Genomic DNA, 17,188 nt, shown 5'->3' with positions numbered 1-17,188 from the left:
AAAGGGCTGATCCGTCGCCAACCCGGACAGCCTCGTAGCATCGAGCTCCTCGTAGACCCCGAGCTGCTTCCCGTGCTTCGAAGACCCTGAAACGAATCGATCAGGATCCCTGTGTCGAGGAACTAGCCGGAACGGCGTCGCGCGCAAGGCGTTCGTCGCCCCCCTCCTCGTTGCCCACGCCGGCGTGATCGCTCAGCGTCGGCTCTCATGCCCTTTGAAGGGGGTTCCGCGGGCGATCGCTCATCGACGTGGCGCCACGCATCGTACCCCCGACCACGGTGCCGTCGCAAACGGCATTACAAGAAAGCGGCCGGGACGAACCCTATCGCGAAAAGCGGCGCGTTCAAGGTGACCCAATGAACCTCCTGGGTGCATTTGACATACTTGTCGCCCACCACGGCCCTCGGCTGACGGTCGGCGGAGTCGCGGACACGCAATGCATACGGTCGTGTAATGCTGGAGCAGCCTCCTAACCTCCAGCCCGCACGCGGCGAGTGATCCCACACAAAAAAACGGTCGACGCTTCGACAAGGCTTCCCTTGGTCGGGCTTGACAGGTTAGCATGCGCACCGTCGAAGCTCGCTGGTCGGAGGGTGGTGGAGATGTCGTTCGTCAAGACGTCGAAAGAGGAGGCTGTGCAAGCCGCGGGAGAAGCGACGCTCGAAGGCGCGGTCGGCGCTGCCACAGCGAAGGCCTCCGGCAAAGGCAGAGAGCTCATCCGGGGCGCGACGTCCGGCATCGCGGAGGAGCTGCCGATCTTCGAGGAGAAAGCGATCACCTCGAACATCGCCAAGCAGGCCGTCAGCGCATTCGTCGGCGGCGCGGCGGCCATCGCGGGAAAGCTCGTCGGCACCAACAACTGCGAGCTCGAGCTCGCCTCCAAGGATCACCTCGACGTGCGGCAATTCGAGGTGCACGAGCGGATTTCGTCGCTCTTCCAGATCACGATCACCGCGCTCTCGAAGAACCCGAGCATCGACTTCGACGAGGTCGTGGGGCAACCCGCGCGCTTCGCGCTCGCCACGGGCGCGTCGACGCGCGAGTGGACGGGCCTCTGCAACCACATCGAGCTCGTGCGCGTCGCGCCGGACGGCGTGTCGACGTATCAAATCTCGGTGGTGCCGACCTTATGGCTGCTCACGCAGCGCAGGAATTACCGCATGTTCCAGCAGATCTCCGAGCCGGACATCGTGCTCCAGATCCTCGCCGAGTGGAACATTGCGCCGAAGAAGCAATACGACGCGGGGGCCTACAAGAAACGCAAGTACCGCGTGCAATACGCGGAGAGCGATTTCTCGTTCATCAACCGGATGCTCGAGGACGCCGGCATCGCGTATTATTTCGAGCAGACCGACGACGGCACGAAGCTCGTGCTCTCGGACGCGGCGCACACGAACCCCGCGCGCGAGGGAGCGCTCACGTTCGCGGATGACACGTCGAGCGTGCGAGACGTCGGGATCAAGTTCGTGACGGCGGTGCGCATGTCGCAGCAAGTGAGACCCGGCAAGGTCACGCTGCGGGATCACGATTATCGAAGGCCGCCGAGCTACAAGCTCGCGGCGAGCGCTTCGGGCGGCAGCGATGTCGAGGAGAAGCTCGAGCGATACCACTACGTGCCGGGTGCGTTCCTCTTTGGCGCGGATCAAGGCGAGTCGACGCCGGTCGCGGACGACAAAGGCAAGGCGCGAACGGATGAAAAGGAAGCCGCGATCCTGGCGCAGAAGCGCCTGGACGCGCACCGGGGCAGCGCGCGGGTTTGCACGTTCGAGACGAATGCGCACGACCTCGCGCCCGGCGTGGTGATGAGCTTCGAGGGGCATCCACACGCGGCGATGGGCGATGGCAAACCGCTGCTCGTGATCGAATCGTCCTTGCGGGGCACGGATCAAGGCGAGTGGACGCACCGCTGCGCGGCGCGGGGGACGGATGTCCCTTTCCGGCCGGATCAAGAGACGCCGCGGCCGACGGTCCATGGCGTGGAGAGCGCGACGGTCGTGGGTCCTGCGGGCGAGGAGATCCACACCGACGAATTCGGCCGTGTTCGGGTCCATTTTCATTGGGATCGCGAGAGCAAGATGGACGACAAAAGCTCCTGCTGGATCCACGTGAGCCAGCCCTGGGGCGGCGCGGGATATGGCGGTTCGAGCTTGCCTCGCGTCGGACAGGAGGTCCTGGTCGATTTCTTGGGCGGCGACCCGGATCGCCCCGTCATCGTCGGCCGTGTTTATACGGGGCTGCAAAAGACGCCGTACAAGCTACCGGAGAACAAGACGCAGAGCGGATGGAAGAGCAATTCGACGGGCGGAGGCGGTGGTTACAACGAGCTGATGTTCGAGGACGCCGCGGGCCGAGAGCTCCTGCGCATGCAGGCCGAGAAGGATTTGAACAAGCTCGTCAAGAATGACGAGAGCGTCAACATCGGCAACGACCGGACGAAGAGCATCGGTCACGACGATACGCTTACGGTGGGCAACGATCGGTCACGGCAGGTGGGGAACAACGAGTCGGTCACGATCGGCGTGAACCAGTCGGTCACGATCGGCTCGAATCACACGACGACGGTGGGCGGGGACCAAAAGAATACGGTCACGGGCAGCCAATTCAACACCGTGCTCGGCCAGCCGAAGCAGGGCGGCTTCAACGGCAGCCACACCGATATCACGGGTCATTACAAGATGACGGCGTCCGATACCTCGTTCATGAGCGCGCCGAACAAGATCACGCTCGAATGCCAGGGCAGCTCAATCACCCTGGAGCCTGGCAAGATCACGATCAAGGCGGGCGGCAATGCCGAGATCGTGCTCGACGCGAACGCGCTGATGAAGTCGAGCGCGGGCACGGAGGTCTTCCTCGACGCGAACGCGAAGGTGCATTCCTCGGGCAACAGCGAGGTCTTCCTCGACACGAACGCGAAGATGCATTCCTCGGGCAACAGCCAGGTTTTCCTCGACGCGAACGCGCTGCTTCAAGCGAGCGGCGGCGGTCAAACGTTGTGTGACGCGAACGTCTCGAGCACCGGCAAGGTGGCGACCCTTGCGTCCACAGACGGCGCAGGCGCAGAGTTCACGGCGGACGCGACGATCGGCGGCACGAACGTGAACATTGCTGGCGGCGCGAAGGTCGCCATCGCGGCCCCGGCGATCAACTCGTCGGCGGCAGGGACGAACGAGATCACGGGTGGCGTGGTGAAGATCAACTGATCCGATGCGCGCCGCGAGCGCATGTCCGCGATCGAGATAGCTGCTTCGGAAACCGCTTCCTACGCGCGTCGCGCCTCCCGCACCGCCTTCCTCGCCTCTTCCCCGAGCTTCATATCCTTCGCCACACGCTTCGCCCACACGCGCACGATGGGCATCAGCGCTGGCTGCTGGATCTTCAGGGCGTCGAGCGCTTCCTTCGCGCCTCCTCGCTCCAAGGCCACGGAAATTCGAGCGTACTCCCCGACGGCGATCGGACCTCGAAGCTTCTCCACCTGCGCGACATACGCCCCATCATACGCGCCTCGCAGCACGCTCTTTCCTTTCTGCGGCTCCTCCTCGAGCGCCTTGTTCCAGCGCAGCTCATTCGCTTTCCATGCGCCCTCCTTCAAGCCATGCGCTTCGAGGATCTTCACACGCTCGCTTCTCCCCTCGGCGATCTCGGCCGCGATCGCCGCAGTCTTTTCGATCGTCAAATCGGCCGGCAGCTCCTCCGCTGCGGGGGGCGGCGCGGGTTTCTTCGGCTCTTCTTCCGCTTTCAGCTCGTTCGCTTGCTCTGCCTCGGGTGGAGGCGCTTTCGCGGGCGCCTCGGGCATCGCCGGCTTGGCCAAAGGCCCGATCATCGCGGGGGGCGCGATGACCGCGGGGCGCGGCGCTTCGAGGGGCCGATCGACTGCGACCTTCAGGCTCTTTTGCGTCGTCGGCGGCAGTTCGTCGAAAGGGACGGGGTCGACGGCCACAGATGCCGGCGGGGGAACGATCGGCGGCGCCGCGGCCGATTGAAAGGGAAGCACCGGGGCCGGGTTCTTCGTCCAAGGTCCGATCGTCCCCGTGCCGACCTCCTCGTCTTGTTCGAGCCGAGAGGTCTCATGCCCCCCCATTTCGAAGATCGCCGGATCCGGCGGGCCCGCGGCGGGCATGAACGGCAGTGCTGGCCGCGCAGGCGCATTCGCGATCTTCGCGGTCGTCGGCGCCGCCGTCAGGGTACTCTCGATATCTGCGCTCGCCTCCGGGCCCACCATCGTCACCATCACGGTCCCGGCCTCGTCGGGCTTCTCGAGCAGCACCACGCCGCGCCAAACGAGCGTCGCCAGGGCTCGATCGGTATCGATGCACAAGGTATCCGCGCGGAGCCGGATCTCTTGTGCCTCTCCCGATTCACGCATCACGGCAACCTTCGGTTGCACCTTCGCGAGCTTCGTCGTGAGCCGCGGGTGGCTCGAATGCAGGTGCTCGAGCATGATCGTCTCGTCGCCTCGAAACTCGGTGAGCTGTTGATCCATCGGCGCTGCATTGAAATAAGCGCCGTCGAAGTCCTCGAACAAGGGTCGCGTATTCCAGGTCCACGGATCCCAGGTGCTCGCATGACGCCCGAGCAGCGACGCACGCGGATACCACACGGGGGCGAGGGGACCGAAACCCATGGCTGGAACCGAATCCGCCGGAGTTCGCACCGTGAAACCTCGGGGCACGAGGCTCGGAACCGGCCTGAACCCACGCGCGTCCGGCGGCGCGTTCGGAGCGATGCCGGACGGGTTGTTCGCGCCCCCCGCGGCTCGCTCCCAGACGAGCGGCGCTTTCAAAAACGGCTCTCCGACGACGATTCGTCCGTCCATCGTAAAGGCGCGATCCGCATGCACTTCGATGGCCTTATCGATCGCGCCGACGGCGATTCGCGCCACGACCGAGGTCACGGGCGCGGCCGTCGGCGCGAAGGCGTGCCCGAGCACGAGCACCTCGGCGCGCCGCTTGAACGGAACGAGATCACTCGCGACTCGCAGGCTTCGCCGAGGATCGTCATTCCAGTGGACATCCGCCTGCGCTGGGTCTTCCTGCGTTATCGCGAGTGGCGACTCGCCGGGCCCGAGCTCGAACGTCGCTTTGCAGACCACGGTCAACGCATGGGATCCCGGACGGGGTTGCCAAGGAAGCGCAGCGACGCGAAGCGGGCAGTAGGAGAGAACATCCATGACGCGAAGCATCGTACCACGGCCCAAGGCGGGCGTGGGCGCCGTCATGCAGACCTTCCTGAGGCTTGGGCGCTACATGCTCAGGGCCTCACGCGGAGGAAGGCGAGGTCTGGGTCATTACCATCGGAAGAACCGGACGCCCGGAAAATCGTTCCAGACGCAGGATCTCCCCTATCGACTCACTCTTCAGCCTGTGCGGCTGCGTCCACGCCGACCTCCGCCCGCTCCATGGCGTCCGCCTGCGTGTACAGCGATTCCGCCTGCGCGATCAGCCCGCGCTCTCGGCAAAGCGCCGCGAGGCGGCGCGCCGCCTCCGGTGCGCTCGAGACTTTGACCATCTCCTTTTCCGAACCCACCGCGACGCGGATCGCCTCGGAGAAGCACGAAATGGCCTGCGGCTCCGCCTTCACCTGCAATGCGAGCTGCGCCGCGAGCCTCCACGCCTCGATCGCGATCAGGGGCACGTTCGCCTTCTCCGCGCGCGTCGCGCACGCTGCATACTCGCGCGCAGCCTCTGGCAAACGCTGCTGCAACGACAGGAGGAGCGCGAGCGCGAGCCGCGCTTGCGCTTCCTGCAGACCGAGGTCGTGCCGTGTCGCAAGCTCGATCGCGGAGCGCAGCTCCGTCAAGGCGAGATCTCGCTGGTTGAGCCCCGAAAGGTAGCTGGCGAGCGATACCTGACAGATGACCGTCACCTCGGCGAGGCCCAACGAAGCGGCGAGATCGCGTGCTTCACGCTGCATACGTATGGCGTCGACGCCCTTCCCTTCCTTCATCGCGAGTGCAGCGCCGAGCACGAGCCGCTGCAAATCGGGCGCCTTCGCTAGATATTCGGAGGAGAGGCCAGCCTCCTTGAGGGTCCGCTCCACGACCGCCGGATCGACCGGCGGAGGATCGTCGACGCGCCTGGGCGGGTTTACGCCACGAGGTGCCGCGCCTGCGAACGAGGGATTCGGCGCGTAGACGAGCGCCCGCAGGTCCTTGTCGTGCTGCTTGGGATCCGGGACGCAATCGCATTGGAGCCAATGCTTCGCGTCGAGCCGATCGAGCAGCGCGGGCCGTGGCTCCGCTGCGTCGACGAGCAAGACCCAGCGGCACGCCTTCGTCGCAGGATCTTTGATGAGCAGCTCGATCTCATTCCCGAGCGCGTCCACCTCCTCCACGATCGTCGGCGCGAGCACGAGCACCAGACCCTCCAGCGGCGGGCGCAGCGCTGTCGCGACGGCCCCCGCCGCGCCTCGAAAAGGTGCCACACGAGCCGTCCGAGAGCCGGCATCCAGGTGCGCGAGCAGGCCCGCCTGCCCCGCCAGCGCGGGCGCGGGCGCGCTGGGCATCTCGATACCCTCGTTCTTCAGGAAGGCGGCGCGACGATCCTCCCAATGTGCGAGCAATCGATGCGCGCGCACCTGCCAGCCCGAATCCGCACGGGTGTATGCCTCCTCGAAGAGGACCCACGCGCTTCGGTTGTCGTGGTGAAACTCTAACCCCCCAAGGATCTTGAGCGCCGGTTTGCGCAGATCCGCGCTGGCCTTGACGACGAAGAGGTTCACCTCCTTCGCACGAACAAACCAGCTTCCATCCTCGAGGAGACGGTTCAACGCGCTGGAAATGGCCTGCATGTCAGCTCCATGTCGCGATCCGGACGGACCCCATCCCGGACAGCACATTACGATTCGGTGTCATCGTCCAACTTTCGACCCAGACGAAGGAACAGTCCATGCGCACCGAAGTCGGGATCGTCGTGTCGTGTCGTGAGCGGAAGCGCGGCCTCGAACAGTGCCCTCGCATCGATGCCTTGCTTTTGCATCTTTAAGTACTGCGGATAGATGACCCGGTGAAAGTCGCGGCTGCCCGCACGGGCGTCGTAGATCGCCGTGAGCGCGAGCGCGATGTCGAGATCCGCTTGATCCAAGGACTGCAGGAAGCGCTCGAGGTAGTCGTCGATGACGCCATCGAACTGCCAGACGACTTTGCGATGCGCTGCCAAGAGCGCCTGTGCGCGCTGGCGCCCTGCATCGTCGAGGCGATGCAGGTAGGCCTCCGCCATCTCGCGGGCGAGAGGATGCAGCAAGTCGGTCCGCTTACGCATCTCCGCCTTCCACGCCTCGCTGACCGGCCGGCCCGGCGCCGTGCCGGGCACCAGCGGGTCCATTTTCGGAATCACAAGCGCTGCGTCGAGCGCAGCCATCTGATCGCTCCAGCGCGCAAAGAGCTCGTCCAGATCACGCTCTTCCGTCGGCTCCCCTTTCATCGACATGGCGGCTCCATTCGCAGCGGATCCTTCTTATCGCCGAGCTTACCGACCAGCTTATACCCCGCTGCGATGAGCTGATCCATCTCGCGCCCGAACACCGACCTACCGTACATCTTGCTGCTGAGCAGCTCCTCGGTGGGCTCGCTCGCGAGCCGAACCACGGCGTTATTGTCGATGAATGCCTGCAACCACATGTCATTCACGAAGGTGTTCCAGTGGAAGCCCGTGGTGGGCGGCATCGGCAAGGATAGTTTCGCGAACCCTGGACCATTGTTCTTCAGGAATCTGTCGACGTCGCCGAAATCGCCGATGACAGGAATATCGCTGCTCTTGAGTATCTTGTTATACAAGTTGAACGCCTGGTTCTTGAAAGTGTCGCTCATCGGAGTGTCGACACCTTCACCCAGGTTCCAGGCATCCGCCCGCTCCATGAAGGCCATCCAATCAAGCGTCTCGAGCCCGAGCGGATCGCTGTACGCCCAAGGATTCGCAGGATAGCCGTACGGATTCGTGTTCCCGGCCAGGCCTAGCGGATCGCGCCGCGTGTAGTTGCCGGTGAACGCGTCGTAGTAGCGGAACCCATTATAGCAGAGTTCGGCGTCCGTGTCCTCGTATTGCCCCGGCCAGCGCCACGGACAATCGTCTGCGGTTCCCGCGCGGAGATCCACCTGCCCATAGATGTCGAGCTGGGCCTGCCAGGTGAGTCGACCGTGCTCGTCGTACATCTCCGTGGGATTGCCCATGTGATCGGCCGCGATCGACCAGAGCCGGTCGCCGCGCCGCTTCGCGACAGGCGCGGTATCGTGCGGGCTCCAGTACCACGATGTGAGGTCGTCGGCGCCGCGGCTCTCGTGCACCATGCGGCGCCCGTCCCAGAGATATCGGACCTCCTCGTCCACACGCCGATCCTCGCCGATTCGCACCTTTCGGGTGCGGCGGCCCAAGGCGTCGTACTGGTACTCGATGCGCTGTCCATCGGGCTTGTCGATCGCGCGCAACATGCCGCGTTCGTCATAGGCGAAGTTCCACGTCGCCCCGCCTGCGTCGATCCTGCGAATCCGCTGACCATTGGCGTCATGGACGTAGCTCGACTGCGAGGTATGGGTGAGCTGTCCATCGGCCGCATATTCCCGGTCCCGCCGATCGGCCTGGCGGTACACGTTCCCCTGCGCGTCGTGAGCCCGTTCGAGGATCCGCTCGCCGCGGCGCTCTCGGACGACGCGACCGCGACCGTCGTAATCGTAGTGTGTGGCCGCGCCACGGCGCACGTCTTCGAGCGTGACGAGACGGTCGTCGCCCTGCCAGTGCCACCGGCGTTCCTCGAGCACCTGCAGCCCGCCGCGCGCGTCGCCCTCGGCCGGGGGTACGGCCGCGACCGTGTACCTGCGGCACGCGCGGCCACGATCGTCACGTTGCCAGTTCAGCCCGATGTTGCCAGGCATGCGCCGCGTGATCTCGTGGCCGGACGCGTCACGATCGATCTCAATGGCCGACGGGTCAGACCCCGGGCGCATCCCGAGCATCATCCGCCTGACCGATCCCCTGCGATCGCGCTCGACCTCCTGCAGCAGGCCGTACGAGCTCTGGACGCTCGTTCGCATGCCATCGGGACCGTATTGCGACTGCACCCAGCCGTCACCGCTGATCTCGCGGAGCGTACGGCCGAGCGCGTCGACTTCGAACCTCAGCGCGCTCGATTCATTGACCGCCTCCAGCAAGGCGCCGTCCGCCCGCCAGCTCAAGGTCGTGAACGTGTCGTCCGAGTGCTGCATTCGCGTCACCCGGCCGACCTTGTCGTATTCGATGGAGCTTATGCGCTGCGCGGGGCCTTGCACGCCGACGATTCGGCCCGAGACATCGTGCTTGTACGACTGCACGCCCCCATCGGGCTTGCGCTCGCGAACCACGCGTCCCATCGGGTCACGATCGAATGCAGTCCGCTGTCCGGCCGCATCCACATGCGCACGGAGCCGGCCTTCCGTATCGTACTCGAAGCGCCGGAGTTCACCCTCCTCTTCGCATGCAATCACGCGATGCGCCGCACCATAGCGCAGACGCACGGCGCGGCGGCCGTCCTCGATGGCTACGACGTTCCCCTCGGCATCATAGGCCCTTCGCTGCCGTTCGCCCGAGGGGCGCGAAAGCTCGACCAGCCGACCCTCCTGGTCATGGCGCAGCGAGACCGTTGCGCCGCTGACCTCGTGGATCCGCGTCTGGCGCCCCTGCTGATCCCACGACAAATGCCTCTCGAAACCGCTGCCGTCCTTCACGACGCGCAGTTGTCCTTGTGCGTCGTGCTCGAACTCGACGACGCGCCCGCCGGGGCCCCGCACCCACGCCGGCAGACCATTCGCCCAGCCAAACGTCGTCACCTGGCCCAGGGGATCGCTCGTCGCGATCTGCTGCCCCTGCTCGTCGTAACGCCACCGCCACACACCGCCAATCGGATCTTTGCCCTGGACGAGCAGATCTTTCGAATCGTACGTGAAACCGAGCTCCGACCCGTCTGGCCGGACGAGCTTGGTCATGTTGCCGCGCGCGTCGTACTCCATTACCGTCACGCGGCCGGCGGCGTCGACCTTGCGCGTTCGCCGCATCGTGATCGGATCGTAGGCGAACTCGGTCGCGCCACCCATCGGATCTCGAATCTTCGTGACGAGCCCCGCGGCGTTCATCCGATATTCGGTCGTATGGCCGAGCGAATCGGTGACGAACGTGACGTGTTGCTTTTTGTCATAGGCGATCTTGTGATCGAAGACGCCGCCGTCTCCCCACGTTCGGGTGCACCATGCATCGGCGCCGAATCCATCCCATAGGAAGTACCAACTGAACCCGGTTCGGTCGGTCTCGCACGTGAGCAGATGCGTGCAATACTCGAATCGCCAGCGGGCGCCGGTGGCGTCTTCCACCTCGACGAGGTCGCCGGCCTCGTCGTAGCGGTATCTACGGTGCGTCGTCCAGAGATCGCCCTGGGGACTCTGAAGCACGAGCGCCGTGATCCGCCTGGCGGCGTCGTGCTCGATGCGAATGTAGCGGCCCAAGGCATCTCGAACCCATTCGAGGCAGCCGCGGGCGTCATAGGAGAACACATTTCGATGATGACGCGTGCGATCGCGCATCGCAACGATACGGGCGGTCGGACCGAGCGCGCCGGGCTCGCCCTCATCGCCGGCGATCGGCGCGAACTCTCGAACGACGCCATCCTTCGCCTCGATTTCCCAGGCGTCGTCGGGGAGGCAGCGGAGCGTGAGGCCCTCGACGGGGTTGAAGATCGATTGGCCCGGCTCGATGCGATGACGGGGCCTATCGAAGCAGTCGAACTCGATCTCGCGCCCGTCCTCGCTGCGCAACACCACCTTGCCGCGTTCGCGCCAGACCGCCTGGTCCAGCGAAAGGCTCCAACCGTTGCCCATCCGACCCGCTCGGTCGGCCCACGCCGACGAGTAGATGCGGTCTATCTGTAGCGGCAATGGGCTCGACAGCGCGAAGTCCACGTGTTCCGAGATCACCTTGCCCGACGCGACGTCGACCGGGTGCCCCGTGAAGAAACATACGGCGCGGTGAAGGAAGTTGCGGAACCGGCCGGGGGAGAGTCGCGATACCAGCGCGTGAAGCGAATCCGACATGAATCGCGTTCGCAGCGAGGCCATGACGGCAGCCATGATGTCCAGCGACATCGGCCCCCCGATGAGGATCGGCCGGCCTTTGGGCACCGCCAGGACGACGGACGACGGCAGTCGAATGGGCTCCGAGCAGCTCAGGAGGATGTCGCCGAACCGCACGGCATTGCTGCCCATCACCGACACCGTCTTGGAGCCGAAGATCGCAACGGCATCGTTATCGGGCGTGATCGGCTTGGGCGGCTTCAGCGTATCGCCGGGGCGGATGACCGGCTTCGGCGTTCTTGGGAACGGTGCCCAGAACACGCCCGGCGGGAACAGGATGTGTCCCGGAATGTGAATGGCTTCCGTGCCGGTGTTCGTCGCCGGGAAGAACCCCCAATAAAGGACGGGGCCCTGCACGGGTGCTCCGACCGCGAGCGCGAACGCGGCGCCGATCGCAAGACCGGCGGCGAGCCCGATCGGATCGAAGACGATCCCGGTGAATGGATTGGGAATCGGTACGGGGGTGGGCGCCGGCATGGGCACGAGCTCCCAGTGCACGTCGATGCCCAGCACCGGATCCAAAAAGCTACTCGCAAGCACGCGTCGCCTCGCTGGTTGTGAAGTGCTTGGCCTGCCCCTCTTCGAACTTCCGCTTCATCGCAAGCTCCACGGACTCGGCGTAGGTTATCCGACGTTCGTCGCAGGGAACAAGGCGAATCGTGCGCGCGATTCGGAGGCGGGGCAACAGTGCTGGCACAAAACCTGCTAGCACGATTCTGCCATCCACACGCAAGCTGCCCGCGACCTGGCGCGCGCCGAGCAGAGTGATCGGCTTGTGAAGAACACCCGCGATCTATCGTGGCATTCCTGCTCAAGGCCGCTCGCCAAGTTCTCGCGGTCGAGATGGAGTCGGCAGGCGTCTACCGCGGCGCCTCCGGTCGACAAGTCCCGCCGTGGCCATTCGGGGCATCCGTGACGTCGTAGGGTTCAAACGTGCCCCTTACCTCCTCCACGGCACGAGTTCCGCCGCCGGAGGACAGATTCGTCCCGTGTGGCTCCAGCAGCGGCATCCATCCGTCCTCAAACAGGCAGCCTCGCCTGGCTTGAGCACCCAATCTTCCACGAGATTGGCGAGCGTACACCGGCACGTAAGGCCGCCTTTGCTCGCCTCCCGCGATACGTCTCAGCGAACCAACGGTCTTTCCAATGCTGGTTCACGGAAGCTTCGGCGCCCTTCGCCGGTTTGCCGCTTGCACCCAGACGGAGGCGTCACAGATTTCCCGTACCAGTTTCGTGCGGATCGTGGAGATAACGAATGAAAGGAACATTCATCACCCGGATCGCCCTGTTCGTATTGACCAACCTGGCCGTCGTGGCCATGCTCGCCATCCTCGCCCAGCTTTTCGGCCTCGAACGATTCCTCGTACAGCAAGGGGTGCGGATCAGCCTGCCAGGGCTTCTCGTCACGGCCGCGCTGATCGGCTTTGGCGGCTCGCTGATTTCGCTCTTCCTGTCGAAGACCATGGCCAAATGGAGCACCGGCGCGCACGTCGTCGACGTCCCGCAGACCGCCGAGGAAGCCTGGCTGGTGCAGACCGTCGAGCGGCTCGCGCGCGACGCAGGCATCGGGAGGCCCGAGGTCGCCATCTACGACAGCCAAGAGATGAACGCCTTCGCCACGGGAGCGCGGCGTAACAATGCCCTCGTGGCCGTCTCCACGGGCCTCTTGCGGAACATGCAGCGGAGCGAGGTCGAGGCCGTGCTCGGTCACGAGCTCGCGCACGTCGCCAATGGGGACATGGTCACGCTCACCCTCTTGCAGGGCGTGCTGAACACGTTCGTCATCTTCCTGAGCCGCGTCGTGGGCTTCCTCATCGACCGATTCTTGAGCCGTTCCGAGGACGGTGAGGAGCGAGGTCCGGGCATCGCCTACTTCGTGAGCAGCATCGTCCTGCAAATCGTCTTTGGCATCCTCGCGAGCTTGATCGTCGCCTGGTTCAGCCGGCGTCGCGAGTTCCGCGCGGATGACGGCGGCGCCGAGCTCGTCGGCAAGCAGGCCATGGCCCGCGCATTGAACAGGCTCCGCATGCAGCAAGGCGAGCCGAGCCTCTTGCCCGCCAGCATGCAGGCCTTCGGCATCCGCGGCGGCCGCATGATTGCCCTCTTCTCGAGCCACCCGCCCCTCGAAGACCGCATCTCGAGGCTCCTCTCCGAGGAAGGACGCGCCCGCGACGAGCACCAGAAGCCCTACGTCCGGCGATCCCGCGTCATGTGAGCTCGCGCAAAGGATTCTCCTTTGCGCGGGAAAGTGTGGTCACCGCCCCCGGAGTCTCGGCGCAGGGGCAAGGGCCGTCGCGCCGCGGACGCGCCGAAGAGCGTACTCCATCCCGCTCTGAAGCGTGCTCATTGTCACGAAGGACCGCAGATCGACGTCGAGCGAAATGAGCGTCTGTGCGTTCCGCGGAGCGATGCCCGTGATGAGCGTCTCTGCGCCGAGGAGCCGCAGCGCGCCCGCAACATCGATAAGCATTCGAGCGATATGGGTATCGACATCCTTCATCCCCGTGACATCGAGGATGACCACCCGCGCGCCTTGGCGCTGGGCGCCTTCGAGCGCGACAGCGAGGACCTGCGCGGCGCGTTCGCCATCCATGGTACCGATGAGGGGAATGACGACGATCTCGCGCGTGATGGGCAAGAGCGGCGTCGATAGCTCCGCGAGCCTATCGCGCTGGGCCGCGATGATCTGCGCCTGAAGCGCCTCGCGCTGCTCCTCGACGACACGGCGCTGGGAGAGCTCGGTTTCGAGGCGGACGTTTGCATCCGTGAGGTCACGATTGAGGTACCGCAGCTCCTCGGTCCTTCGCGCGACCTCGAGCTCGAGTCGCTCCTTGGCGCGCTTGACCTCTTCATTGGCGGCGCGCGAGTTCTCGATGAGCCTTGCGATTTCAATGGCGATGGCGGCCTGCGAGGAGAGCAGGGTGAGGAGCTCGACGCGCGCCTCGTGAAAGACGCCTGCGATGGTACGATTCTCCAGATAAAGCACGCCGCTCAGCCTGCCTTGGTGCAGGAGCGGTAGGCATAGGATCGATCGTGGATTCTCGCGGAGAAGATACGAATCGTTCGCAAAGCGTTCGACGCTCTGCCTGTCGTCGAGCAGCACGGCCTCCTGTGTACGTGACACATAAAGGATGACACTCTTGGCGCATTCGACGGCGCTGTCCAGCGGCTCCCCCTCGCCCACGTCGATGGTGCTGCTCCCCTCCCCGAGCCTCGCGACAATGGCAAACTGCCCGTCTCGCGCGAGGATCAATGCCCCGCGATCGGCGCCCGCGTTGCTGAGGACGAGCTGGGCGAGGCGATCGATGACCTTTGCGAGGTCAATCTCGCTCGCGATCTCCTGCGCGGCACGGACGACGAGCGCGGCGTCGCGGAGGCTGCCAGCGCCCGTCTTGCTGAGGAGGGTCCTGCCCAGCTCCGTGAGGCCCGATGTGTTCGTCGTCCCCGTTCTCGAGCTCGAACGCGTAATCTCGCGGGCGGAGGGCCAGAGGTGCGATGACTCCGACTCGAGCGAGGCGGCCTTGAGAGGAGCGCCCCAATGCAGGTATGCCCGGTATGCATTCCGCATATAGGCACCGGCGCCCGCGGTGATGCCGATGCTCACGAAAAACTTGGCGAAAAGCTCGTTGACCATCGCCTCGAAGTGCGGGGCCTTGTTTTCATGGCAAAGCGCAATTGCGCTTTCGTAGCGCTGCATGGCGCCGGCGACATCGCCTTGCGTTCGTGCCTCCTCGGCGTCGACGAGCGCCGTCAAATGCGCGAAGCTCTTCGGGGAACACGCCGAGAGATCTGCGATCTCCGCCCTGTATCTCGTGTAGAGTTCCTTGCGCCTTGCCGCCTCCTTGGGCTCCTCCGCCGGCGGTAGGACGAGGAGCAGGAGTGTTCGGAAGAACGGGTGAAGCTTCGGTTGAATCGTCCCACCCCCGAACATCAATGCACGCTCGGTAATCTCCGACGCCTCCCAGGCGTCCGCGTGTTTTCCGTGCACGAGGAGGACAAACGATTTCAATACACCGTAATGGACATTCGTGCTGCTGGGTTGCTGGCTTTGCAGATCACGAACAAAACTGCCCTCGTCGAAGTTGTCGTCGCTGAACGACGTCGCGCCCCGCGTCTTGCCCGCAAGGCATGCAATGCTTTGCCGAACAGCGGTCATGGCGGCGTTGTTGCGCTGGATCTTGGTGCGCCGCGCGATCGCTAGGTTCTTCTCGGCGAGGTCGAGGACATCTTCGATCTGATCCCCCGCGAAGAGGTTTGCCATCGTCCCGAGGAAGCAGGCGACGCCGAGCATGTGAAACTCGCCGGTCTCCAGGCAGCGTTGCCGCGTGACGGCGAACCTCTCCCCTACTTGGCGCATCGGATATCGCATATGCGCGCAACTGCTCGCGGCGAAGCCCAGCCTCGCGGTTTGCAGGGCGCTTGGAAACTTCGCGTTGATCGCCTCCGCCAGTTTGCAGAAGTCCATCCCTTCGTTCACACGCCCGCGGATCGCTGCGAGCATGTAGCCGACGCAACTGTAGGGTAGCGCGACGAGCTCGGTATGACCATGCACGAGGGCGATGTTGACTGCTCTGAGATTGATGATGGAAAACGGAATCGCGCCGAGGTGGTGTGAGCCGTCGCCGATGGAGTCGAGGATCGAGAGGACCGCGCCAACCACAGGGTCCTTCACCTCCGGCGCGTCGATCACGTCCTCGATGCGGCGTCCGCGCAGGTTGGTCGTCACCTGGGCGAGCTCCGCCATCATCACCTGCGGCGACGTGATCTCTTCCATCCGCAGCGGGTGTCCGAGCAGGCCCAGCGTATCGAGGCCGATCCGGACGCCTTCCATGAATTGCCCGTGAGATATCTTGCCATATACGCGCTCCCTCTGGATCGTAGCTCGCTCGATATCGGTCTTCACCCGACGCCCGAGCTCCGCGAAGACGGCCTCGGCGTGTTCGGCGTCGCCGCTCAAAGATGCGCATTGCCCCGCGATCGTGTACAATGCGAGGCACAAATCATAATGTTCGTCCCAATCCCCGTCGAGGAGCAGGCCGATGCCTGCGCGTGCATACTCGGCGGACGCGTGGTAGGCTGTGGAAGCCTTGGCTTTTTGGGCGGCTCGCAGGTTGAGCGCCGCGAGGTCGACCCGTTCGGCATGACCATCCATGCGAGCGGCGCCGATATTGAGGTGGCGGACGAGCTCCAGGAGATGCTCATCCATGGACGCGCCTTTGATGTGCCGCTGGAGGAGGCGCCCGATACCGAGATGAAGCGTTTCCCGCTGCTCCGGCGGGAGGAGAAGATATGCAGCTTGATGGACCCGATCGTGGACGAATCGATAACGGACGTCGAAGCGCGCCGCCGAGGCGCTCGCCTCCGAGCCGCCAAGCCCGGCCTCGAGATATCGGTAGTCACCGTCCAGAGAGACGATGAGCCCAGCCTTCATCGCGCCCCAAATCGCGGCGAGGATATCATCCGAAGGTTTGTTCGCGACGATGGCGAGCCATCCATAATCAAACGAATGGCCAATGCACGCCGCGAGCACGAGCACCTGCTGCGTCGCTGCCGGGAGCTCCTGCATGCTTTCGAGGAGCAGATCGACGACGTTGTCCGTCACGTTCGCCGCGCGGATGGTCTCGACCTTCCACGACCACGTGTACGTGGATGGGTCGAAGCGAAGGAGGTTTCGTTCGTTCAGCGTGACCAGAAACTGATGGGCAAAAAACGGGTTTCCGCGCGTCTTCTCGTACACCAGCTCCGCCAAGCTCTCGACCTCCTCGGGCCGGCTCGTGAGCGTGTCTGCGACGAGGTGGTGCAACGTCTCACGATCGAGCGGCCCAAGCCGAATTTCGGTGGCACGGAATCCGAATTTGCCGAGGTCCGCGATGAGCGAGAGGAGCGGATGGCCTGGCTCGACTTCGTTGTCCCTGTAGGCACCGATGATCAGCAAGTGCTGGCTGAACGCGTCCGTCAGAAGAAGATGCAACAGTCGTATCACCTCGCCCACCCCCGTCCTGACGCCCCGTGTCCCTCGTGCCCAGGCTCCCCGCCGGAAGGAGCCTCAACATGTGTACGGAACAACAAGCGGCAGCCATTCGTGCGGAGGTCTCGCGTATC

General features: G+C 64.6%; 7 protein-coding genes. 2 read left to right on the top strand and 5 right to left on the bottom strand.

Features of this window, described 5'->3' with window-relative positions; all coding sequences use genetic code 11:
* Positions 1-602: 602 nt before the first annotated feature.
* On the top strand, positions 603-3,200 hold the full coding sequence (locus tag E8A74_RS49725; protein ID WP_136936239.1) for a type VI secretion system Vgr family protein: 2,598 nt from the start codon (positions 603-605) through the stop codon (positions 3,198-3,200).
* 59 nt (positions 3,201-3,259) lie between these two features.
* Here E8A74_RS49725 and E8A74_RS49720 read toward each other — a convergent pair whose 3' ends face one another.
* The 4 genes from E8A74_RS49720 to E8A74_RS49705 all read right to left on the bottom strand — a co-directional run bounded on the left by E8A74_RS49720 (position 3,260) and on the right by E8A74_RS49705 (position 11,626).
* Positions 3,260-5,167 (bottom strand): DUF2169 family type VI secretion system accessory protein, encoded by a 1,908-nt coding sequence (locus E8A74_RS49720; RefSeq protein WP_269749946.1) that lies wholly within the window; start codon positions 5,165-5,167, stop codon positions 3,260-3,262.
* A 179-nt stretch (positions 5,168-5,346) separates the two neighbouring features.
* Positions 5,347-6,786, bottom strand: coding sequence for a hypothetical protein (locus tag E8A74_RS49715; RefSeq protein ID WP_136936237.1), 1,440 nt, complete (start codon positions 6,784-6,786; stop codon positions 5,347-5,349).
* 47 nt (positions 6,787-6,833) lie between these two features.
* Positions 6,834-7,424, bottom strand: a complete 591-nt coding sequence (locus tag E8A74_RS49710) for a hypothetical protein (RefSeq protein ID WP_136936236.1) — start codon at positions 7,422-7,424, stop codon at positions 6,834-6,836.
* A complete protein-coding gene (locus E8A74_RS49705; RefSeq protein WP_136936235.1) occupies positions 7,415-11,626 on the bottom strand; it encodes a DUF6531 domain-containing protein in 4,212 nt (1,403 codons plus the stop codon). The genes E8A74_RS49710 and E8A74_RS49705 overlap by 10 nt, the downstream gene beginning before the upstream one ends.
* 715 nt (positions 11,627-12,341) lie before the next feature.
* Here E8A74_RS49705 and htpX point away from each other — a divergent pair.
* Positions 12,342-13,301 carry a protease HtpX gene (gene htpX, locus E8A74_RS49700; RefSeq protein ID WP_136936234.1) on the top strand — a complete coding sequence of 320 codons (960 nt, stop codon included), beginning with the start codon at positions 12,342-12,344 and terminating at the stop codon, positions 13,299-13,301.
* A gap of 39 nt (positions 13,302-13,340) precedes the next feature.
* Here the strand turns inward: htpX and E8A74_RS49695 are convergent, their stop codons facing one another.
* Positions 13,341-17,057: a GAF domain-containing protein gene (locus tag E8A74_RS49695; RefSeq protein ID WP_136936233.1), complete on the bottom strand. Its 3,717-nt coding sequence runs from the start codon at positions 17,055-17,057 to the stop codon at positions 13,341-13,343.
* Positions 17,058-17,188: the final 131 nt, after the last annotated feature.

The organism is Polyangium fumosum, assembly GCF_005144585.1.
GTDB lineage: Bacteria > Myxococcota_A > Polyangia > Polyangiales > Polyangiaceae > Polyangium > Polyangium fumosum.
The sequence above is the reverse complement of the archived record's forward strand: the minus strand, read 5'-3'. Positions and strand labels throughout refer to the sequence as shown.

What these genes read in the sequence shown, in the direction of transcription:
- E8A74_RS49710 (WP_136936236.1), bottom strand. Translation starts at nt 7,424, where the DNA reads ATGTCGATGAAAGGGGAGCCGACGGAAGAGCGTGATCTGGACGAGCTC.
- E8A74_RS49725 (WP_136936239.1), top strand. Translation starts at nt 603, where the DNA reads ATGTCGTTCGTCAAGACGTCGAAAGAGGAGGCTGTGCAAGCCGCGGGA.
- E8A74_RS49715 (WP_136936237.1), bottom strand. Translation starts at nt 6,786, where the DNA reads ATGCAGGCCATTTCCAGCGCGTTGAACCGTCTCCTCGAGGATGGAAGC.
- htpX (WP_136936234.1), top strand. Translation starts at nt 12,342, where the DNA reads ATGAAAGGAACATTCATCACCCGGATCGCCCTGTTCGTATTGACCAAC.
- E8A74_RS49720 (WP_269749946.1), bottom strand. Translation starts at nt 5,167, where the DNA reads ATGGATGTTCTCTCCTACTGCCCGCTTCGCGTCGCTGCGCTTCCTTGG.